We start from the raw sequence: 23,142 nt of genomic DNA, 5'->3' as shown, positions 1-23,142 counted from the left end.
TTGGTGACATTCATAACGCAAGTTTTGAACGGCCTGCAGCTTGGCAGTATCTATGCCCTTGTGGCTTTGGGTTATACGATGGTCTATGGCATCATCTTGCTGTTGAACTTCGCCCACGGCGACATCATTATGGTGGGCGCGTACCTTTCATGGATTGCTATGGTACAGTTGCAGCTGCACCCCGCAATAGCGGCGCTTTTGGCAGTCGGCGGTTGTGTGGTGCTGGGTGTGGCCATTGACAAGATTGCCTACGCGCCGCTCAGGGAGGCGCCGCGCCTTTCTGTGCTGATTACCGCTATCGGCGTTTCATATTTTTTGGAGAGTGGCTCACAGCTGCTTTTTGGCGCTGACGCGAAGGTGGTTCCGAATTTTGTCAATCTTACGACAGTGACGGTTGGTGGAGTGACCCTGTCTTTGGGAGCTATCCTGACCGTTGGAGTAACGTGTCTCTCAACCGCAGTTCTTACGGCCCTTGTTCAAAAAACGCGTCTTGGCAAAGCGATGCGCGCCGTGTCTGAGGACATGGGAGCGGCGCGGCTTATGGGCGTCAATGTGAACAGCACTATTTCCTTTACTTTTGCTGTTGGCTCTGCGCTTGCCGGCATTGGCGCCATCCTCTACAGCATGGCCTATCATCAGGCGACTCCGACCATGGGAGTCATGTTGGGAACGAAGGCATTTGTCGCGGCGGTGCTTGGAGGCATCGGATCTATTCCGGGAGCCGTTATCGGCGGATTGGTGGTCGGCTTTGCTGAGGTCGCTGTTTCTGCTGTCGGCTTGTCCGTCTGGCAGGACGCCGTTGTTTTTTTGCTGCTTATTATCGTTCTTGTCGTCAAGCCAACCGGGCTTCTCGGCCATGCTGTGACCGAGAAAGTGTAGGAGGCTCCCATGACAAAAGAGTACTCTCAAAAGAGCAATCCGGTTATTACAGCCAGCTCAGGCGCTCACACAACGCGCCGCAGGCTTTCTATGGTGCAGCGCTACGTCATCAACACGTTGGTAGTCGCAGTCTTTATTTTTGGCGGCAATGCGCTGGTGGGAGGGGGCATAATCTCTCGCTATCAGACCGTCGTTCTTGAGCAGGTGGGCATTTATGTGCTTATGGCGGTGTCGCTCAACATTGTGACGGGATATCTGGGTCAGCTGCCGCTTGGTCATGCGGGCTTCATGTCCATTGGCGGCTACGCATGCGCCATCTTCATTATCCGCGTGATGCCGCTCTTTGGACTGACGGCTACTGATATGGCTTCGGGCTCTCTGCCTGCTGTCGGCCTCTTTAGTGCCGGCCTTTTGGTTGGCGGCGTCACAGCGGCGCTTGCGGGCGTTGTTATAGGCATCCCCGCTCTGCGCCTCAAAGGAGATTACCTTGCCATCATTACACTCGGCTTTGCTGAGATTATCCGCGTTGTTTTGGTCAACATTGATTCAACGCTGGGCTTCAAGCTTACGGGTGGCGCTTCCGGGCTGACGGGTATTCCCGCGTATACCGGATTTCTCAATACCGCTCTCGTTGTGACATGCTCAATCTTTGCAATCCACACCCTTATGAAGTCCCGTCACGGTCGTGCGATTCTCGCCATTCGGGATAACGAGATAGCCGCAGAGGCGTCAGGCGTCAACACTACCTACTATAAGACGCTCGCCTTCGTATTTTCTGCTTTTCTCGCGGGTATTGCGGGCGGTCTGTATGCCGGCTGCATCGGTGTTATGGCTCCGGCGAAGTTTGGCTTCATGAAGTCTGTCGAGATCCTGGTAATGGTTGTTTTGGGCGGTATGGGCTCAATGTTCGGCTCCGTTGTTTCTGCAGCCGTGCTGACCATTCTCCCCGAGGCGCTTCGCGCGTTTGCGGATTACCGCATGCTCGCCTACGCGGCTGTGCTTATCTTGGTGATGATGTTTCGTCCTAAGGGGCTGTTCGGCACTTATGATTTTTCACTCAGCCGGATTATTGAGCGCATACTGAACCGAGATTATCCGTGGAACAAGGACGCTGCCAGCGATTTTGACGCGGATGAAGACAGCGCCGCGACTGTTCAATCCTCTGGCGAGAAGCACGGGCGTACCTCAGGGATTCTTCCTTCCCATAAGGAGGTGAACTAGCATGTCAAAGTTGATTCGGCAGGAGTCGCCTAATCTTATTCCCGAGCGCGATCTCCATGCTATTCCGGTACTTCAGGCTGAACACCTTGGTATTGATTTCGGCGGTCTTAAGGCTGTTGAAGACTTTAACATCGCTCTTGGTCCTACGGAGATTTCAGGGATTATTGGGCCGAACGGAGCGGGAAAGACAACCGTTTTCAATCTGCTGACCAATGTGTATCGACCCACACGCGGCACGGTGCTGCTTGACGGCTATGACCTTGCCGGTAAAAGCGTTATTGAAACGAGCCATATGGGCATGGCGCGTACCTTTCAAAATATCCGTCTTTTTACCGAGATGACAGCACTCGACAACGTACTGGTTGGTCTGGGACAAACGCTCTCAAGCCATTTTTTGCAAGATTTGTTCCGCACTCCAAAACACTGGAGTGAAGAAAAAGAAGCGCGGGACCGTGCGATGGACCTTCTCGCGATTTTTGACATGCAGGCGCTGGCGCGCATGCAAGCGGGCAATCTTTCCTATGGAGATCAGCGCAAGCTTGAAATTCTGCGGGCGCTTGCAACCGATCCGAAAGTGCTGCTGCTTGACGAACCCGCGGCAGGTATGAACCCCAACGAAACGCATGAGCTCATGGAAAACGTGCTCAAGATTCGTGATGATTTTAGCATCGCCGTGTTGCTGATTGAGCATGATATGTCGTTTGTTATGGGTGTCTGCGAGGGCCTGGCGGTGCTCGACCACGGCTCAATCATCGCCAAAGGTACGCCCTCAGAGATTCAAAACAACCCGCGCGTTATCGAAGCATACCTGGGTACTCCGGAGGTACAGTAAATGGCAGCCGCGTTAAACATCCTGCTTTCCGTTACAGACCTGAACGTATCTTACGGTGCTATCCGCGCGGTCAGGGGCATCTCCTTTGAGATTTGCGAAGGGGAAATCGTGACCCTTATTGGTGCAAACGGTGCGGGCAAGTCCACGACGCTTAACACTCTTTCCAGTTTGATCAAGCCTGATGCGGGTTCCATTGAGTTTTCCGGCCATAGCATTGTGGGAATGAAGCCCCATAAAATTGTTGAAGCTGGTCTGGCGCTTTGTCCTGAAGGCCGCCGTGTCTTTTCGCGCATGAGCGTTGCTGAAAATCTTCAGATGGGCGGCTATACGCGTTCAGATGAGGAAAACGCGGAGGCGCTTGACCTTGTGTACGAACATTTCCCACGTCTTCGCGAACGCCGCCGTCAAATGGCTGGCACGCTTTCCGGTGGAGAGCAGCAGATGCTCGCTATGGGTCGCGCGTTGATGAGCCACCCCAAGCTGCTGATGCTTGATGAGCCTTCCATGGGCCTCGCGCCTATCCTGATTGAGGAAATATTTGCTATTATTCGGGCGCTCGGTTCTCATGGCACCACTATTTTGCTCGTTGAGCAAAACGCCAATATGGCGCTCAATGTTGCTGACCGTGCCTATGTGCTGGAGATTGGCAAGGTTGTTAAAACCGGCACGGGCGACGCGCTTCTGCACGATGACGACGTGCGCAAAGCATATCTTGGCGGTTGAGGGCGAGAAGTGCTTCTCGCCCTAAATCTCGTCAAAGGTATTGTGATGAATGGTGCCGTCGTCGCAGGTAATAGAGGTTCCCGCAAGTGACGGATTCAAGATTCGTATCCAGAGGTCGTTGCGGACCTTTTGAGCGTTTTCCACAACAGCTTGAGCAACAACGGGAGAGTCGCAGACGGCAATCATTGCGGCGCCCGATCCGGAAATAACAAAGGTGCTCGCGCGCGCCATCAGAGCCGCCTCACGAAGTGCCTCGTAGTCGGGAATTAGTTTCTTTCTGTAGGGTTCGTGTAACTTATCGACGCATGCGGTAGCGAGAAGACCCGCGTTGCCGGTTTCAAGAGCGGTGGTGACGGCCACTACGCGTCCCATTTGCCATACGGCGGTTTCCAGGGGAATCTCGGTAGGCATAATGTGGCGAGCGTCTTCGGTTTGAACTGAATAGGGAGGAGCGATTGCCACAAAAGAAAAGCCGCGCGCGATTTTAATGCGAGAGCAGACCGTGTGGCCGCCTTCGACAAAGGATGACGTCAGACCGCCGTAGATGGCGGGGGCAACGTTGTCAGGGTGTCCTTCGATGCGGCATGCCAAATCAAGCGCACGCTCCGGATCCCAACCGCCGTGAGACTCGCTGAGAGCGCAGGCGACACCTGCAATCACGCAGGCAGAACTCGAACCAAGCCCTCCTGAAAACGGGATGGGGGAGTCAATGGAGATATGCTTTGGCGTAGGATCGCTGCCGAGCTTATCGCATGCCTGCGTATACGCCTGCCATACGAGATTATCATCGTTTTGAAAGCGAAGCGGGCAGCCTGCAATCTCAAGGGTGTCGGCCTCTCTGAACTGAAACAGTGCTCGAAGATTGAAGGCAAGACCCAGGCAGTCAAACCCGACGCCTACGTTTGCCGAGGTAGCCGGTACCGAAACGGACAAAATGATATCTTTTTGCATAGTGCGCCTCAATTATTCTGACAGTTCTGCTTTCAGGTACCACAGACGGCGAAGCTCCAAGTAGCTTAAACGCGTCAACTGAATATCCTTGAGCAGGCTGTTGTCACAAACCTCTCCATTTGATTTTGATCACACACACCGGTATGAATAATAGCGTTATCACGAAGTCTCGAAAGCGTAATTGGGGGAACGGTGCCGGTGTATTCGGCGAGCGCGTCCATGCAGGCGAAGTCGTCAAGGTTCTCAGGCTTTCTCCCAAGCGCAGCTAAGACGTCAGACGAGAATTTATACGGGCTTGCGGTAGACAGGCATACCAGCGCTTTATTCCGCGTGGACAGGTGGGGGGCGACTCGCTCGAGCACGCACCTCGCCACCGCGGTATGCGGATCGATTAGCACATGCTCCTCTTCCCAGGTGGAACGAATGGTCGCAGCGGTTTCAGCATCGGTAGCAAAGCCACAGTCAAAAATCGCCCGAATGCGGTCGAGCAGCTGCGCCGAAACCGTATAGACGCCCTTCTCGCGAAGGTTTCGCATCAAAAAGGCGATAAGGTTGGTGTCTTTGTCCGAGGCGTAGTACAGAAGTCGTTCAAGGTTTGATGAAACGATAATGTCCATCGAGGGCGACATGGTCTTTTTAAAGGCGCGACGCCGATCATATGTGCCCGTTTGAATAAAATCCGTAAGAACCTTGTTCGCATTGGAGGCTACGATGAGTCTGTCTACGGGCAGTCCGAGTGTCTTGGCAAAGTATCCCGCAAGGACGTCGCCGAAGTTTCCTGTCGGCACGCAAAAGCTCACTCGGTCGCCCAGGGAAATGGCACCGCGGCGAACAAGCTGTGCGTAGGCGTCAAAGTAATAGGTGATTTGAGGAACAAGGCGACCTATATTGATAGAGTTTGCACTGGAGAGCGCCGTATTGGCGCTACGAAGGTGCTCAGCAAGCTCGCTATCGGCAAAAATGCGCTTCACCTCGGTCTGCGCATTGTCAAAGGTGCTCCGAACAGCGCATACGGCAACGTTTGACCCGGTTTGCGTGGTCATTTGAAGGCGCTGGATATCTGAGACCTTGCCTTCGGGATAAAAGACGCTCACTCCCAGTCCGGGAATATCCTTGAAACCCTCAAGCGCCGCCTTGCCGGTGTCTCCTGACGTTGCCGTGACAATCATGACATTGCGCTTCCTGCCGGCAAGCGCTTTTGTAAACAAACGGGGAAGCATTTGCAGCGCAATGTCCTTGAAGGCTGAAGTGGGTCCGTGAAAGAGCTCAAGCAGCCAGTGATTTCCTAGTGGTGTGACAGGCGTAATCGCAGGCGTATCCCATTGCGGCCCATAGGCGCCTTGGATACACTCATCAATCTCCTCCGAGGTGTAGTCTGCGAGAAGCGTCGAAAGAACGTCGTGGGCGGTGGCATGAAAATCCTGTCCTGAAATGCGGGTTAGATCCAGGGCTTTTGTGCCAAGCGCGTCGGAGACAAAGAGACCTCCATCGGGAGCGATGCCGCTTACAACGGCTTGTTTTGCGCTGACAGAAGAAAGGCTGCTGCGTGTGCTGTGGTACTGAACGTCCATGAATCCTCCGAAGATATGACTGCCATCATAGTTTCGTGTTTCAAGTATTTTAACGGTCTGTCAGACTCGGCGTCCCTCACGTATTATTGTTAACGGAATTTCAATGATAGGCGTTGACGCGGTCTGTGTACGCGGGCTGCACTGCTCAAACGGACGCACTGGTTTTCAAAGAAGGGAAGTGCCTCCTGGTAATGAAAACACATAGAACTACAAGGCCGCTTAAGGTTGCCCTTTTGGGGTACGGTACGGTCGGCAAATCCGTAGCGCGCATTCTCGATGAGCGCGTGGATGAGGTAACACTCGCCGCTATTTTGATGCGTCCCGGATACACTCCTTCTGATGTTCGCATGACCGATTCATACGAGACTATCGTCTGCGATCCTACCATTGATGTCGTAGTTGAATGCATGGGCGGTCTTGAGCCTGCTCATGAGTATCTGCTTCGTGCACTTTTAGCCGGAAAGCATGTTGTTACGTCAAACAAAGCGGTCGTCGCGGCATACTTTGCCGATTTCGTATCCGCGGGCGAGAAGAGCGGCGCCGCCCTTCGTATTGAAGCGTGCGTCGGCGGAGGCATTCCGTGGATTGCTGGCATTGAAAAGGCCAAGCGAATTGACGCTATTACCAGCTTTTACGGCATTATGAATGGCACCACAAACTATATTGTGTACTCAATGCAAAAAGACGGTACCGATTTTGCTGAGGCGCTTGGCAAAGCGCAGGAGTTAGGGTATGCCGAGCGCGAGCCCTCCGCGGATATCGACGGTTTTGACGTTTGCGCCAAGACGGTTATTTCCGCAACGGTTGCCTTTGATACGCTGTGTACGACTGCGGTTCCTACCTCGGGTATCCGCAATCTTACCCGTCGCGATCTTGCGTTTTTCAGCAACCATGGACGTACCGTGAAACTGTTTGGCCACGGCGTATGTGAGGATGGGCGGTATGCGGTAGCGGTTGAGCCCGTGGCTGTTCCAATCGAGTCCCTTGAATCGCATGTTGTTTCCAACTTCAATATGATTTCACTGACAGGCGCCACAATCGGTGAGCTGAAATTCTACGGACAAGGCGCCGGAGGTAATCCGACGGCGAACGCGGTTGTGCAGGACATTATCGATGTGGCGCGCGGAAATTATCCTGTATATCCATGTGCGCGCGCGGACGCACCGGCACTCAGGTACGATCCTGACCTTTTGCGCTCTTCGTATGTAATTCGCACCAACGCAGCCATTCCTGACAGTACGGTATATGAGCCGGGTGCCTATGTGGTACATGATATAACCGCCGTTCAAGCGCGAGAACTTCTCGAGGGCGCGCTCAAAACCGACTCTACATCGTTTATGGCGGCTCTGGGCGAGAGGGACCAATCATGATCAAAATTGTGAAATTCGGCGGGTCAAGCGTTGCGTCTTTCGAGCAATTCGAGAAGGTCAAGAATATTGTCGATGCCGATCCTGACCGCCGGTTTATCGTATCGTCAGCTGTCGGCAAGCGCTTTAGTGGCGATAATAAAATCACTGATCTTTTGCTGCTGGTGAACGCTCACATTGAATATCACGTTGACTGCACCTCTCTGCTTGCTGATATTCAGGCGCGCTTTCAAGAAATTGCTGACAGGTTGAGACTTTCGTGGCCTGTCGCTCAAAAATTTGATGAATTCGCCTCACATATCAAGAAGTATTCACCTGAGTTTGTCGTATCGCGTGGCGAATGGTTTACCTGCAACCTTTTGGCTGAGTATCTGGGGCTGCCGTTTGTCGACGCGGCTGATGTAATCGTATTTCACCACGATGGCACTGTGGATATGGAACGTACAGCCTCGCGTCTGCGGGATGTGGTTGCTCGCGAGGGTTCCTTTGTACTCCCCGGATTTTACGGCGCTACGGTTGACGGCGCCATCAAACTTTTTCAGCGCGGTGGTGGCGACATTACCGGTGCCGTTGTAGCGCGCTGCCTAGACGCGGGTCTCTATGAAAATTGGACAGACGTCTCAGGTTTTCTTTCCGCCGATCCGCATGTGGTTGAGCATCCGCGTGCTATCGGACGCATTACCTTTGACGAGATGCGCGAACTTTCCTACATGGGCGCTTCGGTCTTGCAGGAAGAAGCTATCTTTCCCGTTCGTGAAGCCAATATCCCCATTCAAATCAAAAATACCAACAGCCCTTTGGACAAGGGTACCGTCATCCGTGAAACTGCTGACGGCGATGTGAGCGAGCATCTGATTACCGGTATTGCTGGCCGTAAGGACTTTATGGCCATACATGTCAAAAAGGCTCATATGTCCAATGAGGTGGGTGTCATTTCCCGGGCGCTTCATATAGCCGAGAGGTACGGCGTTTCTGTAGAGCATGTTCCTACGGGTGTCGATTCATTTGGCATTGTGGTCAATGCCGCCGATGTGCGCGATACCGTCTATTCCATCATCGCCGACATCCGCCATGAGATAGAGCCTGACGACATTACGATGGTAGACCGCTTGGCGCTGGTTTCTGTAGTCGGTCGTAATATGTCAAAGCGCTCCGGTACCTCCGGCAAAATCTTCGGAGCTTTGGGCGAGGCCGACATCAACATTCGCATGATTACGCAAAGCTCCGAAGAAATCAGTATTATCGTGGGCGTTGACAATGCGGATTTTGATCGCACGATTCGCGTCATTTACGAGCGTTTTGTCCGCGATGAAATGGTTTCGAGATAGAGAGGCTCATACGTATGATTGAAAACTCCGCTGTCCGTGCGGATGAGGGTGCCACCATCCATAGATGTGAAGGTCCCGCTAGCTCTCTAAAAAAGAATTCTGACGTCGCCGCAAACGGAAAAGTCGTAGCGATTGTAGGCGCTACCGGCGTGGTAGGTACGCAAATGATGCGCTGTCTGGAGGAACGCGCGTTTCCCGTTTCCCGACTGGTTCTGTTGGCCTCCGCTCGCTCCGCCGGAAGTTTCGTTGATTTTTGTGGCGAGAAGATCCAAGTGCTGGAAGCTGAGCCCGATGCTTTTGAAAACGTTGACATTGTGCTTGGAGCGGCAGGAGATGCTCAGGCAAAAGAACTTCTGCCCGAGGCGGTCAGGCGCGGCTGCGTGTGCGTGGATAATTCCCACGCGTTTCGTTTAGATCAGAATGTTCCTTTGGTCATTCCTGAGATTAATGCGGAAGATATCAAGGGACACCACGGTATTATCGCCAACCCTAACTGCGCAACCATTATCGGCCTGGTGCCTCTCTGGCCGCTTCATCAGGCTGCGGGTGTAAAACGGCTGATTGTGTCTACCTATCAAGCCGCGTCGGGCGCCGGTCTGCCGGGACTCAAAGAGCTCGAACGTGAGATGGCATGTCTTGTCGCGAGCGAGCCAATAGAAAAGACTGCACCTTTCGCCTACCAACTGGCCGCCAATCTGATTCCGCAAATTGGCGGCTTTGACGAGGCAGGGTATACCTCTGAAGAAATGAAGATGCAAAACGAAGGTCGAAAGATTATGCACTTGCCTGACCTGCGTGTAAGCTGCACCTGTGTGCGTGTGCCGGTCATGCGCTCTCACTCTGAAGCCATTACCGTTGAGTTTGAACGCCCGATTACCGCTGACGAAGCTCGTTTCGTACTTGAGGGCGCCCCTGGCGTCAAGGTTGTTGATGATCCGGCAGCGCTTGCTTACCCTATGCCGCTTGAAACGTCTGATCAAGATCTTGTGTATGTAGGACGTATTCGCGAGGATCTTTCCGCACCGGAAGGCACGCACGCACTGACCTTCTTCTGCTGTGGCGATCAAATCCGAAAAGGCGCCGCTACCAACGCCGTTCAGATTGCCGAGTATTTGAGAGAGACTCTTTATGTTTAACTCTTGGAGCGAAGTGTTGCATTTACAATAAAAAGCCGCTCGACTTAGCCGAGCGGCTGAAATTTCTGGTGTCCCCTAGGCGATTCGAACGCCTGACCTGCGGTTTAGAAGACCGATGCTCTATCCAACTGAGCTAAGGGGACGTATGTGCGCATTTAATTATAGCAACGGCACTACAAAAATCGATTGATAAAAGTGCGCAGAATTATTTCATCATGCGTAATTGTCGAAACGTGCACAGACGCGTGCTGCGATTGTCTCTGTAAGCGCCGGCTACCTTTTATGGAATGCGAAAGTCGCCGGCGGAGCATGCGCTGCAAACTGTGCTATTCTTGCGGCGCTCGTTGTGAGTCCCATATTCTTTTTGGCATATAAAACCGGTACTCTTTGCTTTGGAGGCTTCATGACCTACGATTTTGAATCTCGTGTTGACCGCAGTCGGGAGGGTTCCCGCAAGTGGAACGCCATGCGCAGCGCTCACCCTGAGTTGCCGCCGCATATTGTTCCATTTTCCGTTGCCGACATGGAGTTTCATACTGCTCCGGAGATTGTTGACGGTCTGAAGCGTTTCATTGATACGGCGGTGCTCGGGTATTCAGAGCCAACGGACGAGATGAAAGAAGCGGTGGCCAGCTGGATGGCGCGGCGACACAACTGGCATATTGAACCGGAATGGATTTTGAATTCCGCTGGCGTGGTTCCATCTATTTTTTCAGCGGTAGAAGAATTTACCAAGCCTGATGAGGGCGTTATCATTTTTACGCCGGTCTACCATCCGTTCTATCTGGCTGTGGAACACTCCCATCGTACGCTTGTCGAGTGCCCACTGATTCTGAATGATGACCTCACATACGACATCGATTTTGATCTCTTTGAGAAGCTCGCGTCAGATGCCAGCAATACCTTGTTGATTTTTTGTTCGCCGCACAATCCCGCAGGGCGCGTGTGGACGGAAGAAGAACTTCTCCGCATTGCCAAGATTGCCGAAAAATATGAACTGCTCGTAGTCTCTGACGAGATACACCATGACCTCATCATGCCGGGTTCGCGCCACACGGTTTTTGAAACGGTTACACCCTCTATCGTTGCGCGGACGATTACCTGCACTTCGCCCTCAAAGAGTTTCAACCTCGCCGGTACCCAGTTTTCAAACATCATCGTAAGTAATCCTGAGCTGCGAGAGCGTCTTAACACGCGCATGAACGAAAACCATACGACCTCCTGCAATCCCATCAGCTTCAAAGCCTGCGAGCTTGCCTACAACTATGCCGAAAAATGGCTTGACGCCTGCATCGTGGCTGTTGACGCCAATCAACACCACGTTATCAACTTTTTTGCCGAGAAGCACCCTGAAGTCCGTCTTATCCCCGTCAAGGGAACGTATCTTCAATGGCTTGATTTTCGTGCGTTGGGCCTTACGCATGAGGAGCTCGACGATTTTCTCGAGAACAAAGCGCAGCTTTTCTTTACTGACGGCGTGTTTTTTGGCAAGGCGGCCGATGGTTTTAAGAGATGGAACCTGGCGGCTCCGCGTGTGGAGATTGACGAGGCGCTTGAGCGTCTTGACAAAGCGTTGCTGGAGCTCGTGGGAAAAGAAAGTCTCTGAGATAGTGTCTGCAATTCAATGACAGTTGAGAGAAGTCGCATGGAAAACTTGAAAATAGGGGTTGCATAATCGGCGAGTTCTGTAATAATGATTTAGCTGCTTCAAGAGGTGGCTAAACGGTGGGAGTAGCTCAGTTGGCAGAGCGACGGACCGTGGCTCCGTAGGTCGAGGGTTCGAGCCCCTTTTCCCACCCCATTTTGAAGCTTTTGGATCGTTAGCTCAGCTGGCAGAGCAGGGGACTCTTAATCCCAAGGTCCAGGGTTCGAACCCCTGACGATCCACCATTGCATTGACGCACCCCGGCACCTGTCGGGGTGCTTTGTTATAGCGATTCGCTAGAAAACTCCCATTCTTGTGTGCCTAAAACAGAAAAATGCGTCATACTAGACAGTACATGTTTAATGCCTTTCGTCATGGAGGAATTGTCGTGATTTACACAATGACATTGAACCCTGCGCTTGACTACGTAATGCAACCAAACACACTTGACATGGGCTTTACCAACCGCTCGCAAGCTGAGGAGCTGCATTGCGGCGGCAATGGCATTAACGTTTCCACGTTGCTGAACGAACTTGACGTGGTAACGGTCGCTATGGGCATCGTCGCGGGATTTACGGGCGATTATCTTCTGAGTGACCTTCAAAAGCAGGGCATTCCCAGTAACTTTGTAAAACTTGATTCCGGCTTTACGCGCATCAATGTCAAGCTGGATGGCATCGTTATGACCATGGTTAATGGCATGGGGCCTCGCATCCCCGAGAAAAAAGTCGATGAGCTTTTGAGGCGCATGGACGTAGTTGGCTCGGGAGACACGCTGGTACTAACCGGCTCGATTCCAAATTCGCTTCCTGAGGACATCTATACGCGTCTGATGCAGCAACTTGCCGGCCGCGGTATTCAGTTTGTTGTTGACGCTCCCGGCCAGCTTCTCATGGAGGCTATCAAGGGACGTCCGTTCCTCATTAAGCCGAACAATCATGAAATTGGGCGCATTTTTAACGCCGCTCCGGAAACTCCGGAGGAGTGCGTTCCGTTTGCCCAACAACTGCAGGAGGGCGGCGCGCGTAACGTAATCGTTTCTTGCGGCGGTTCGGGATCGCTTCTTTTGGACGAATACGGCGAGACTCATGTGGTGCCTTCGGTGAAAATCCATCTGGTCAACGCAACCGGCGCCGGCGATTCTATGGTCGGTGGCTTTTTGGCCAAGACCACTCAGGGCTTTGATTATGAAACCTCGCTTATCTACGCGTCTGCTTGCGGTACGGCAACGGCAGCAAGCAAAGGCATCGCCAAGCGCGCTACCATCGATCGCGTTGTCACAGCCCTGTATAAGAAAATGGGCCGCGAAATGCCTGCCGCAATCGCGGAAGAGATTAAGGCGAATCATGCAAAGGCTGATGCTCGCGAGAAAGACTGGCTTGGCATGCATCATTCGCACACAAAGAGTGATTCCGGAGCAAAATAGCGGACACCTTACTGTTACATAGTTGGTTTGCCGCCGTACGTAAGGCGGTTGGGGGATGTAGGTGTGCCGCGTTAGCGGCGTATGTAAGGAGTGGTTATGTACGAGGGAGTCAACGCGTCTAATGGTATTGGTATCGGAAATGCCCAAGTAGCTGTTGCGCCGGATCTTTCCTTTACGCCGCACCCTGTTGAGGATGCAGCCGCCGAGAAAGCCCGCTATGCTGAAGCTGTTGTCAAGTTTGTCGGACAGACAAACGCTCAGATTGAGCGCATGACCAAGACCGTCGGTCCAGAAGCCGCGGCAATTATGGGAGCTCACATTGAGTTTGCCGAAGACGAGGGCATTAAAGATATGGTTATAGGCGCGATTGACGGAGGAACCTGCGCGGAGCAGGCCGTCGTTGACGCCTATGATACGTACTACACCATGTTTTTAGGCATGGAGGACGAGCTCTTCCGTGAACGCGCAGCAGACGTAGCTGACGTCAAAACGGGGCTGCTCGCTGACCTTCTCGGCAAAGACGTTGTAGATCTTTCAACGCTGCCCGAGAACTCCGTCATCGTTTGCCATGAGCTGACGCCTTCCATGACCGCTGACATTGACAAAGAGCATGTCTGCGGCATCATTACCGAAACAGGTGGCCGTACTTCTCACTCGGCGATTATCGCGCGCGCTCTTGAGATTCCCGCGGTTCTGTCCGTTGCTGACATTACCAAAAAGGTAGCGACCGGTGCGACGATTATTGTTGACGGAACGCACGGTAAGGTCATCTATCATCCCTCCGACGCTGAACTTGCCGATTACACCGCTCAGGCAGAGGCATATGCTGCGGAAAAGGCCGCTCTTGAAGCATTTCGTGGTAAAGATACCGTAACGGCCGACGGTAAGAAGGTTCTCCTTGTTGCCAATATCGGTAATCCCGATGATGCGAACAGCGCTATTGAAGCTGACGCTGAAGGTGTAGGTCTCTTCCGTTCAGAGTTTCTGTTCATGGATGCCAAGGAGCTTCCGTCTGAAGAAGAGCAGTTCGTCGCCTACCAAAAGGTGGCTCTTCGTATGAAAGACAAGCCTGTCATCATCCGTACGCTTGATGTTGGTGGCGATAAGGACATCCCGTACCTCAATATGCAAAAGGAAGAGAACCCCTTTATGGGATTCCGCGCCATTCGCTACTGCCTTAACAATCCGGAGCAGTATAAGGTTCAGCTGACGGCGCTGCTGCGCGCTTCTGCGTTCGGTGATATTAAAATTATGTTGCCGCTTGTGACTACCGTCGAGGAAGTTCGACAGGCAAAGGCTCTCGTTGAGGAGTGCAAGCACGATCTTGATGAGCGTGGTATTGCATACAACAAGGATATCGAAGTCGGAACCATGATTGAGACCCCTGCTGCCTCTCTCATTGCTGACAAGCTGGCTCAAGAATGCGACTTTTTCTCTATCGGCACCAACGATCTTATCGGCTATACCATGTGCTCAGACCGAGGCAACGATCGCGTCGCCTATCTCTATGAGGTCTATCAGCCGGCAGTTCTTCGCTCGCTGAAGCGCGTTATTGAAGAGGGCAACAAAGCCGGTATTATGGTTGGTATGTGCGGTGAGGCCGCGGCCGATCCGTTGCTCATTCCGATTCTGATTTCCTTTGGCCTGGGTGAGTTCTCAGTGTCGGCTCCTTCCGTCCTCCGCACGCGCAAGACGCTTGCGGCGTGGAGCAAAGCAGAGGCTGATAATTTAACAAATCGTGCTCTTGAACTCGACACTTCGGCTGAAGTGCGCACGCTCCTTGAGGCTGAAGCTCGCTAGCTGCTGCCCGTATGCTTTATGTAAGCCTTGGCTGCTTTGCGGCAGTCAAGGCTTTTTGTTACAAAACGACGACTTTCTCGCGTAACACCTTTTTACGTACTTGTGACAGATTTGAGCCGCGACTTACGGCATGACAACGCGTAGCGCTCGCGGCAATACCTGTACCTCGTAGGTGTCGGCATAAGGGAGCTCTTCTCCATCGACCTGCACGGGAACAGGCTCCGCAAACGTTACTACAGCTCTGTCGATATGGCGCTGCTCAATGATGTTTGAATTGACGTGCCGCCCTTTTTTGGCCAACAGAAAAAGAGACAGCAGGCGGGGAATTCCGGGAACCTTTGAGTTGTAACAGACCGTCAATCTGCCATCGGTTGGCGAGGCCATCGGACATATCTTAAAGCCGCCGCCGTACGTCGGACCAACCTGAAACGCCAGTATAAGTTCTCGAAGTTCGAAGGGCTTCTCGCCATCAAACGAAACGGAGCATGCGTATCCTTTCGACCCTGCGGAAAGTATTTTGAGGCCGGAGGTAAAGAAGAGCGTTTCGCCTTCCTGGCTGGTGTCATGAGCGCGGCGGGCGGTCGTATCAAGCGCGATGGCTGCGTCCAGGCCAAACGAAAGCGTTTCTGTAAAATATTCCCCATTAACAAAACCCAGCTCAATGGGGAGTATGTGACCGCGTACGAGCTGTGCCAGAGCGGCTTCTACATCGTTGATTTTCATGCCGAGCGTGCGGGCGTAATCATTACCTGAACCCATGGGAATAATGCCGAGCGCCGGCCGCTTGTCGGGAGCAATCTTCATGAGGCCATTGACTACTTCGTGAATTACTCCGTCGCCTCCGAGCGCCAGTACGGTATCGAAATGCTCAGAGGAGGAAGCAAGAGGGACCGCGTCACCCATGTCAGCGGTGAAGCGGATTTCATAGCCGTTTGTCGCGGAGGCGTAACTCTCCAGGAAGTGGCGGGCAAATTCAGCGCCTGCTGCTCCTTTACCACTGTGAGCTGCAGGATTAGCAATGACCAGCGTGTGGCCAAGCGGGGAGTGTGCCATGAGACTCCTTGGATAGATTTCTCGCATACTCTCTTAGTTTAGCTGCATATGCTTTCCTGTGCTACGATTATTCGGCAAACAATCGGTTTGGGAAAGGGATGCCGCAGTGGCTGAATCTTCAAAAAGTGCCGAGAAGGACGTCAAAAGTAGCATTGATGGACGCAATGCCTGGTATCCGGCAAAGCAGCGCGATCAGTTCATTTTGCGTCAGCTTGTGAGCAAGGACTTCAAACTGAAATACCGCCGCAGTGTGCTGGGTGTGGTGTGGTCGGTTTTGAATCCGCTTTTGATGATGATTGTTATGGCGGTAGTCTTCTCTACATTTTTGGGTAATCGAGCGGCAGATGTGGTTAACTATCCGCTCTATCTTATTTTGGGAAATACGGCATTTCAGCTGATGAGTGATGCCACCACGATGGGCATGCGCTCAATCATCGACGCTTCCAGTCTTCTTAAAAAGGTGCGCATTAATCGCCTTGTCTTCCCCGTGCAAAAGGTGCTTTTTGCTGTGGTAAACTATGCGTTCTCGCTTATTGCCGTTGCGGTGGTTATGGTAGTCTTTCAAATACCGCTTACGGCGTATGCACTGCTTATGCCTGTGGCGCTGCTGCTTTTAGCGCTGTTTTGTGTGGGAGTTTCGCTTTTGCTCTCCGCGCTAGCAGTCTTTTTCCGCGACATTATTCACCTGTGGAGCGTAGTTGTGACCGCATGGATGTATGGCACACCGCTCTTTTACTCGGTAAATATCATGTCTCCCTGGATGTTGCAGGTCGAGCGCTTCAACCCTATGTATCATTATGTCACCTTCATCCGGGATTGCCTGTTGTTCCAGCAGCTGCCTTCCCGCGGCACCGTCATGGGTTGCGTGGTAGCCGCCTTTGCTGCGCTTATTGTGGGGTATGCGGTGTTTCGCCATCTCGAGAAGCGCTTCATATTGTTCATTTAAGGGCGTTTTGTGTAATGGTATCGGCTTATGTAGGGGCGCTAGTCGTTAGTAACGCTTCTTGCCATAAGCGTTGTGCCATAAGCGCTAACTACAGCTTAAAGCGTGTGATATGAAAGAAAAAATGGAGCGGCGGACGGGACTCGAACCCGCAACAGTCAGCTTGGAAGGCTGATGCTCTACCAATTGAACTACCGCCGCATAGAGCAAAACGTACAAAAGCTGGTCGGGGTGACTGGATTCGAACCAGCGACCCACTGCTCCCAAAGCAGTTGCGCTACCAAGCTGCGCTACACCCCGAGCCGAAAGAAAAGTATAGGGGAGTCTGTCGTTTGCAGCAATGCTCAATTTGAAATTTGACAGTGAAATTCATGTTTTCATTTTGTTTCAACTTGGTAAGAAGGGCAATCTTCTCGCCAAGCAGACGTATCCTGTTAAAGACACTAATGAAGGGAGCACTATGAGCTATTCCGAGAAGATTATTGCTGAGCTGGAGGAGCGCTATGCTGACCAGCCGGAATTCATTCAGGCGGCGCGCGAGGTCTTGACGACAATTCAACCCGCTCTTGACGCGCATCCCGAGTTTGAACGAGCGTCACTGCTTGAGCGTTTGGTTGAGCCCGAGCGTATCATCGTGTTCCGTGTTCCTTGGGTTGATGACGCTGGGACGGTTCAGGTCAACCGGGGGTATCGTATTGAATTCAATTCAGCAATCGGACCGTATAAGGGAGGGCTGCGCTTGCACCCCTCCGTCAACCTTTCAATCCTAAAATTCCTTGGGTTTGAGCAGATTTTCAAAAACTCTCTGACCACGCTTCCTATGGGCGGCGGTAAGGGAGGTTCTGACTTTGACCCCAAGGGTAAGTCCGATCGAGAAGTGATGGCGTTTTGTCAGTCGTTCATGACGGAACTCTGCCGCCATATTGGTCCTGACACCGATGTTCCCGCTGGTGATATTGGTACGGGCGCGCGCGAGATTGGCTATATGTTCGGCCAATATAAGCGCCTGCGCAACGAATGGTCCGGTGTACTGACCGGCAAAGGACTTTCGTTTGGAGGCTCTCTTGCGCGCACGGAGGCAACCGGATACGGTGCGGTTTATTTCCTTACACATATGCTTGCCGAGAAGAACGAGTCGCTTGACGGCAAGACGGTCTGCATTTCAGGTTCCGGAAACGTTGCCATTTATGCTGCTCAGAAGGCTCAACAGCTGGGCGCTCACGTCATTACCGTTTCCGATTCTTCCGGTTATGTGTACGATCCTGAAGGTATTGACATTGAGCTTTTGAAAGATGTTAAAGAAGTCCGCCGCGCCCGTATCAGGGAGTATGCAGAGGCTCGCGAGGGCGTTGTGTATCATGAAGGCGAGCGGCCATGGGGCGAGAAGTGCGATATCGCCATGCCTTGCGCCACGCAAAACGAGCTTGAGCTTACAGACGCTCAAAAACTGATTTCCGGCGGTACGCGTTTTGTGGTTGAAGGCGCCAACATGCCTACAACGCTTGAAGCTACCAACTGTCTGGTGGAACATGGCGTCTTTTTCGCGCCCGGAAAGGCGGCTAATGCTGGCGGCGTGTCCGTTTCCGGTCTTGAGATGTCCCAAAACGCCGAGCATCTTTCGTGGACCTTTGATGAGGTTGATTCTAAGCTTCAGGATATTATGGCAAATATTTACGCTGCCGCTTCTGAAGCTGCCGAGAAGTACGGACACCCCGGCAACCTTATCTTTGGCGCTAATATTGCGGGCTTCTTGAAAGTTGCTGACGCCATGATGGCGCAGGGCGTGTGTTAGACGTTCGTTGGTGTTCTGAAAGCGTGCGATGAATTATTTTGATACGTAAGGATTTCCTGCAATGGAAAACCTCCTGAGCGCATCGGCGTTTTTACTGATGCCGATGCGCGGCGTTGCGAGAATGTGCTCGTTGGCATAAAGGGGACCGACAGAGAGCACAAGGGGAGCGTTATGAAGATCATGACCGTAGAGTGCGCAATCAATGCTGAGAGCAGCGCAAACCTTGCCAGGACCATTGGTGAGATTGCGGTCACGTAAGAAATGTTTATGGACTTTCTTGCTTTCACGAAGTGCGCGCATTACATCAATTCCTGAGATCGGCTCAACAGCGCGGATAAGGACACCGGCACCGTGAGCGTTGTTGCCACAGACTACATTGCAGCAGAAATGCATGCCGTATGAAAGATAGACGTAGAGATGGCCGGCTGGTCCGTACATAGCGGCGTTACGCTCGGTTTTGCCGCCAAAGGCGTGGCTGGCGGGGTCACTCTCATCATAGGCTTCGGTTTCAACAATACGCGCGACCAGCACGTGTTTCTCGCCAGCATAGGTGACAGTGCGTGTAAATAGACAACCGAGCAATCTTTGCGCGACGTCATCAGCTGGGCCATCCAGAAAGTCGGGAAACATGAATACCGCCAAACAAGAGATGTATCGTTTGCTGACATTCTAGAGCGTTTTGCTTTTTTGATAAAACTGAGAAGCTTAGGGGCGTGCTGAGAATAGTGAAAAATCAAGCGGTTTTATACTTCTCGCGGGCAAGCTATCGGATGTTTGCTATTATTTCAAGGCTACGTGAATTTTGCGGGCGTGGCGGAATTGGCAGACGCGCTAGATTTAGGTTCTAGTGGACTGAGTCCATGGGGGTTCGATTCCCTCCGCCCGCACCATGGGCAGATTGGAAAACCGCTGGTATATCCAGCATGTATAAGTTCGAGACACTGGAGGAACGTTGAATATCACCGTTACCGCTGACAAGCCAAAAGATCAGAAGCTTGCCGTTAAGGTCACTATTCCTGCTGCAGACGTTGACGCTGCGGTCAAGCAGGCTTACAAAGACATCGCTTACAAATATTCCTTCCAGGGTTTCCGCAAGGGTAAGGCCCCGCGTCCCGTTATCGACAGCATCGTTGGTCGCGAGGCTGTCCTTGCGCAAGCAACCAATGATCTTCTTGGTACAGCAGAACCCCAAGTACTCGAAGAGCTCGATCTTGTCCCCATCGGACAGGGCGATTATGGCAAGGACGACAATCTTGCGAATGAAGGCAAAGATTACACCTACGAGGTGACGTTCAACGTGCGTCCCGATGCGCAGCTTGATTCATACGACGCGCCGGCTATCACCATGCCTCCCGAAGAGGCAACCGAAGCCGAAATTGACCGTCAGATCAAGACGCTTTTGAGCTATCAGACCACCTTTGAGAATACAAAGGAGAAACGCGCCGCTAAAGAGGGCGATGTCGTTTCCCTTGATATTGAAAATATTGAAGGCGCTGCTCACATGGCAGGCGAAGGCCGCACTATTACGCTTAACGGTACTCAGATCCCCGAGGAGTTCCAGAAGGAACTCATTGGCATGAAGCCGGGCGAAGAAAAGGAGATTAAGTGGACTCACAGCCACACGCATGGCGATGAGGTTCACTCTCATGATTACGACATCAAGGTTACGTTTGTCGCTCATAAGAAAGCGGTTACGCCAGAGCTGACCGATGAGTTCGCCAAGAAGAACTTTGGTTTTGACACCGTGGAAAAACTTCGCGACGCTGTCAAAGAGGAGATTGAAGCCGACAAGAAGAATTCTCTTCCGACGCTTAAGGAAGACCGTGTTGTTGAAGAGATGGGCAAGCGCCTGCAGCTTGATGAGGTTCCCGCCGAGTACAAAAACGAGATCTTCAATGAGATTGCTCAGGAGTTCCTCAATAACCTGCAGCGTCAGGGAGCAACCCTTGATATGTTCCTTGCTGCCCGCGGTATTAAGACCGATGACTTTATTAAAGACCTTCAGGAGCAGGCAGATGAGCGTGCTCGTCAATCCCTGGCTCTTGATGCGATTGCTCGCAATCAGGATATCAAGGCCACTAATGACGATGTTCGCGCCGAGTTCGAGAAGGCGGGCGTTAAGGATGTCGAGAAGACCATTGAGGAGTGGCGCAGCGCTGGCCGTCTTCCGGCAATTCGTGAGTCTATCCGTCGTTCCAAGGCGCTTGACTGGCTTCGCGACAACGCTCAGGTTACCGTAAAAGATGAGATTGCCGAGCAGGATGCCGAGGCTGCAAAGGGCAAGAAGGCCGAGAAGAAGACTACCGCAAAAAAGGAGAAGGCTGTCAAGAAAGATAAGGATGCCCAGGAGCCTGCGAAAGACGCTGAGTAACACGGCGTAAAACTTTAGTTGATTTCTATACCCCGGGATAGAACATACTATCTCGGGGTATCCTTGTAAAGACTGATATAACAAGGAGGATGTATGAACTTTCCAACTGATACCCCGCTCATTCCGTACGTTATTGAGCAGACTCCGCGCGGTGAGCGCAGCTACGACATTTACTCCCGCCTGCTGAACGACCGCATCGTGTTTCTTGGTGAGCCTGTGACACGCGATTCTGCAAACCTTGTGATTGCGCAGCTTTTGCATCTTGAGAGTCAAGATCCCGATAAGGACATCTCGCTCTACATTGACTCTCCTGGCGGAGACGTCTATGCGGGTCTTGGTATCCTTGATACGATGAATTTTATCAAGCCTGATGTTTCGACTATCTGCGTTGGTATGGCCGCTTCAATGGCCGCCGTTCTTCTTGCCGCTGGCGCGAAGGGCAAGCGTCTGGCGCTTCCGAATTCCATGGTCCTTATCCACCAGCCGTCAAGCGGTGTTCAGGGGCAGCAGACCGACATTCAGATTATCGCCGATGAGACAAAATGGATTCGCCAACATCTTAATGAGGTGCTCTCAGAGTATACCGGCCAGCCGCTTGAGAAGATTAACGTCGATACCGAGCGCGATAATTACATGCGTGCCCAGGAGGCGGCTGAATACGGTCTTGTAGACCGCGTTATTTCTTCCCGTAGCGATCAATCAAAGGCTGAGTAAGGGACTACGGTAATGTCTAAAAAGCAGAGTTTTCCCTTTGACGACCAAGAAATGCGCTGTACCTTCTGTGGCAAAAGTCGCAGCCAGGTCAATAAGCTCATTCAAGGTCCTGACGGCGTGTGCATCTGCGATGAATGCGTGCGTACCTGCAGTGATATGATCAACGACTCGTTTGAGCTCGAAATGGAAGAGGCTGAACTTGCCGATTCCACAGATGAGCCTCCTATCAAAAATCTTCCTACGCCGCATGAAATTTATAACGAGCTTTCGCAGTATGTTATGGGTCAGGAAGACGCTAAGCGCGCCATGTCCGTCGCGGTGTATAACCACTATCGCCGTATCCTTTCGGGCAATGATGAGCCCTCAGAGGACGATGAGGACGTAGAGATCGCGAAGTCTAACATTTTGCTGCTTGGTCCCACCGGTACCGGCAAGACCTTGCTCGCTCAGACGCTCGCTCGTTTTCTGGAAGTTCCTTTTGCCATTGCCGACGCTACTACGCTTACGGAAGCCGGCTATGTCGGCGAGGATGTTGAGAACATTCTTTTGAAGCTCATCACGGCGGCTGATGGAAACGTTGAACGTGCGCAGGTTGGTATCGTCTATATCGACGAGATCGACAAGATTGCCCGTAAGGCGGAAAACCTTTCCATTACGCGAGACGTCTCCGGTGAGGGAGTCCAGCAGGCTCTCTTGAAGATTCTGGAGGGAACTGAAGCAAGCGTGCCTCCAACAGGTGGCCGCAAGCATCCCCAACAGGAGCTTATTCACATTGATACTACGAATATTCTCTTTATCTGTGGCGGCGCCTTTGTCGGTCTAGATAAGATTATTGCGGATCGTATCGGCAAAAAGGGGATTGGCTTCAACTCCGATGTTGCAGACCGTTTTAAGCAGGGAGAGTCTGAGCTTATCGCTAAGGTGATGCCCCAGGATCTGCATAAGTTCGGCATGATTCCCGAGCTGCTGGGCCGCATTCCCGTCATCACATCTACACGCGAGCTCAATGAGGATGATCTTGTGAGCATTCTTACTGAGCCGAAAAACGCACTGGTCAAGCAGTATCGGCGCATGTTTGATCTTGAAGGCGTCGACCTTGAATTTACCGATGACGCTCTGCGCGAAATCGCCCGGAAGGCGCTCGAGCGCGGAACCGGCGCCCGCGGTTTGCGCGCTATCTGCGAATCAACGCTTCAGGAAACTATGTTTGATTTGCCGTCCGATTTGGATATTACGCGCGTTGTTGTGACGCCAGAAAGCGTTGGTGGCGAGAAGTCCCCTGAGCTGGTAAAAGGAAAAAAGGGGAGTCGAAACTAACAAGCCGTGAGTGAAATTGATGCCCGTCAGTGAAATCAGCGGGCATCAAAGTGAGTGACTCACCCTAAAAGTA

General features: G+C 52.4%; 19 protein-coding genes and 6 tRNA genes. 18 read left to right on the top strand and 7 right to left on the bottom strand.

Translation table 11 applies throughout. The annotated features are described in order from the left end of the window. The first annotated feature begins 3 nt into the window (after positions 1-3). Genes HMPREF1527_RS02505 through HMPREF1527_RS02490 form a run of 4 tightly spaced genes read left to right on the top strand, consistent with a single transcriptional unit; the run spans position 4 to position 3,655 of the window. Positions 4-879, top strand: coding sequence for a branched-chain amino acid ABC transporter permease (locus tag HMPREF1527_RS02505; RefSeq protein ID WP_016477128.1), 876 nt, complete (start codon positions 4-6; stop codon positions 877-879). A 9-nt stretch (positions 880-888) separates the two neighbouring features. Further along, positions 889-2,100, top strand: a complete 1,212-nt coding sequence (locus tag HMPREF1527_RS02500) for a branched-chain amino acid ABC transporter permease (protein WP_016477127.1) — start codon at positions 889-891, stop codon at positions 2,098-2,100. Position 2,101: 1 nt separating this feature from the next. Beyond that, on the top strand, positions 2,102-2,932 hold the full coding sequence (locus HMPREF1527_RS02495) for an ABC transporter ATP-binding protein (RefSeq protein WP_016477126.1): 831 nt from the start codon (positions 2,102-2,104) through the stop codon (positions 2,930-2,932). Beyond that, positions 2,933-3,655: an ABC transporter ATP-binding protein gene (locus HMPREF1527_RS02490; RefSeq protein WP_016477125.1), complete on the top strand. Its 723-nt coding sequence runs from the start codon at positions 2,933-2,935 to the stop codon at positions 3,653-3,655. Between the two features lie 21 nt (positions 3,656-3,676). Here the strand turns inward: HMPREF1527_RS02490 and thrB are convergent, their stop codons facing one another. Both thrB and thrC read right to left on the bottom strand, forming a co-directional pair. Beyond that, positions 3,677-4,606, bottom strand: a complete 930-nt coding sequence (gene thrB / locus HMPREF1527_RS02485) for a homoserine kinase (protein ID WP_016477124.1) — start codon at positions 4,604-4,606, stop codon at positions 3,677-3,679. Between the two features lie 74 nt (positions 4,607-4,680). Continuing rightward, positions 4,681-6,177: a threonine synthase gene (gene thrC / locus HMPREF1527_RS02480; protein WP_016477123.1), complete on the bottom strand. Its 1,497-nt coding sequence runs from the start codon at positions 6,175-6,177 to the stop codon at positions 4,681-4,683. A 191-nt stretch (positions 6,178-6,368) separates the two neighbouring features. Between thrC and HMPREF1527_RS02475 the strand changes: the two genes are divergently transcribed. The 3 genes from HMPREF1527_RS02475 to HMPREF1527_RS02465 are packed head-to-tail and all read left to right on the top strand — an operon-like array spanning position 6,369 to position 10,008. Beyond that, a complete protein-coding gene (locus tag HMPREF1527_RS02475) occupies positions 6,369-7,547 on the top strand; it encodes a homoserine dehydrogenase (RefSeq protein ID WP_035433639.1) in 1,179 nt (392 codons plus the stop codon). Next, positions 7,544-8,872, top strand: coding sequence for an aspartate kinase (locus HMPREF1527_RS02470; RefSeq protein ID WP_016477121.1), 1,329 nt, complete (start codon positions 7,544-7,546; stop codon positions 8,870-8,872). Before HMPREF1527_RS02475 ends, HMPREF1527_RS02470 begins: the two co-directional genes overlap by 4 nt. A gap of 14 nt (positions 8,873-8,886) precedes the next feature. Further along, positions 8,887-10,008, top strand: a complete 1,122-nt coding sequence (locus HMPREF1527_RS02465) for an aspartate-semialdehyde dehydrogenase (protein WP_016477120.1) — start codon at positions 8,887-8,889, stop codon at positions 10,006-10,008. Positions 10,009-10,074: 66 nt separating this feature from the next. Here the strand turns inward: HMPREF1527_RS02465 and HMPREF1527_RS02460 are convergent. After that, a tRNA-Arg gene (locus HMPREF1527_RS02460) sits at positions 10,075-10,151 on the bottom strand. 260 nt (positions 10,152-10,411) lie between these two features. On the opposite strand from HMPREF1527_RS02460, the gene HMPREF1527_RS02455 reads away from it, so the two are divergent. The 5 genes from HMPREF1527_RS02455 (at position 10,412) to ptsP (ending at position 14,879) form a co-directional block, all read left to right on the top strand. Continuing rightward, on the top strand, positions 10,412-11,614 hold the full coding sequence (locus tag HMPREF1527_RS02455; RefSeq protein ID WP_016477119.1) for a MalY/PatB family protein: 1,203 nt from the start codon (positions 10,412-10,414) through the stop codon (positions 11,612-11,614). Positions 11,615-11,733: 119 nt separating this feature from the next. Further along, positions 11,734-11,809: transfer RNA gene (locus HMPREF1527_RS02450), tRNA-His, on the top strand. Between the two features lie 13 nt (positions 11,810-11,822). Further along, positions 11,823-11,898 (top strand) — tRNA-Lys (locus tag HMPREF1527_RS02445). Between the two features lie 143 nt (positions 11,899-12,041). Then, positions 12,042-13,079 (top strand): 1-phosphofructokinase family hexose kinase, encoded by a 1,038-nt coding sequence (locus HMPREF1527_RS02440; RefSeq protein ID WP_016477118.1) that lies wholly within the window; start codon positions 12,042-12,044, stop codon positions 13,077-13,079. A gap of 96 nt (positions 13,080-13,175) precedes the next feature. Beyond that, on the top strand, positions 13,176-14,879 hold the full coding sequence (ptsP, locus tag HMPREF1527_RS02435; protein WP_016477117.1) for a phosphoenolpyruvate--protein phosphotransferase: 1,704 nt from the start codon (positions 13,176-13,178) through the stop codon (positions 14,877-14,879). Between the two features lie 123 nt (positions 14,880-15,002). Here the strand turns inward: ptsP and HMPREF1527_RS02430 are convergent, their stop codons facing one another. Next, a complete protein-coding gene (locus HMPREF1527_RS02430) occupies positions 15,003-15,932 on the bottom strand; it encodes a diacylglycerol kinase family protein (protein ID WP_016477116.1) in 930 nt (309 codons plus the stop codon). A gap of 106 nt (positions 15,933-16,038) precedes the next feature. Between HMPREF1527_RS02430 and HMPREF1527_RS02425 the strand changes: the two genes are divergently transcribed. Then, positions 16,039-16,878 (top strand): ABC transporter permease, encoded by an 840-nt coding sequence (locus HMPREF1527_RS02425; protein WP_016477115.1) that lies wholly within the window; start codon positions 16,039-16,041, stop codon positions 16,876-16,878. Between the two features lie 122 nt (positions 16,879-17,000). On the opposite strand, the gene HMPREF1527_RS02420 is transcribed toward HMPREF1527_RS02425, so the two are convergent. Continuing rightward, positions 17,001-17,076: transfer RNA gene (locus tag HMPREF1527_RS02420), tRNA-Gly, on the bottom strand. Between the two features lie 22 nt (positions 17,077-17,098). Further along, positions 17,099-17,175 (bottom strand) — tRNA-Pro (locus HMPREF1527_RS02415). 160 nt (positions 17,176-17,335) lie between these two features. On the opposite strand from HMPREF1527_RS02415, the gene gdhA reads away from it, so the two are divergent. Further along, the gene (gene gdhA, locus HMPREF1527_RS02410; protein ID WP_035433866.1) at positions 17,336-18,667 is read left to right on the top strand and encodes an NADP-specific glutamate dehydrogenase; all 1,332 of its coding nucleotides are present in this window, start codon (positions 17,336-17,338) and stop codon (positions 18,665-18,667) included. A 33-nt stretch (positions 18,668-18,700) separates the two neighbouring features. Here gdhA and HMPREF1527_RS02405 read toward each other — a convergent pair whose 3' ends face one another. Further along, on the bottom strand, positions 18,701-19,297 hold the full coding sequence (locus HMPREF1527_RS02405; protein ID WP_016477113.1) for a DNA-3-methyladenine glycosylase: 597 nt from the start codon (positions 19,295-19,297) through the stop codon (positions 18,701-18,703). 174 nt (positions 19,298-19,471) lie between these two features. Between HMPREF1527_RS02405 and HMPREF1527_RS02400 the strand changes: the two genes are divergently transcribed. The 4 genes from HMPREF1527_RS02400 to clpX all read left to right on the top strand — a co-directional run bounded on the left by HMPREF1527_RS02400 (position 19,472) and on the right by clpX (position 23,069). Next, positions 19,472-19,557: transfer RNA gene (locus tag HMPREF1527_RS02400), tRNA-Leu, on the top strand. Between the two features lie 62 nt (positions 19,558-19,619). After that, on the top strand, positions 19,620-21,038 hold the full coding sequence (gene tig, locus HMPREF1527_RS02395; RefSeq protein WP_016477112.1) for a trigger factor: 1,419 nt from the start codon (positions 19,620-19,622) through the stop codon (positions 21,036-21,038). 93 nt (positions 21,039-21,131) lie between these two features. Then, on the top strand, positions 21,132-21,752 hold the full coding sequence (locus HMPREF1527_RS02390) for an ATP-dependent Clp protease proteolytic subunit (RefSeq protein WP_016477111.1): 621 nt from the start codon (positions 21,132-21,134) through the stop codon (positions 21,750-21,752). Between the two features lie 12 nt (positions 21,753-21,764). Then, complete coding sequence (gene clpX / locus HMPREF1527_RS02385) at positions 21,765-23,069, top strand: ATP-dependent Clp protease ATP-binding subunit ClpX (protein WP_016477110.1); 1,305 nt, start codon at positions 21,765-21,767, stop codon at positions 23,067-23,069. Positions 23,070-23,142 lie beyond the last annotated feature (73 nt).

This window comes from Atopobium sp. oral taxon 199 str. F0494, from assembly GCF_000411555.1.
In the GTDB taxonomy this organism is placed as follows: Bacteria; Actinomycetota; Coriobacteriia; order Coriobacteriales; family Atopobiaceae; genus Lancefieldella.
The sequence above is the reverse complement of the archived record's forward strand: the minus strand, read 5'-3'. Positions and strand labels throughout refer to the sequence as shown.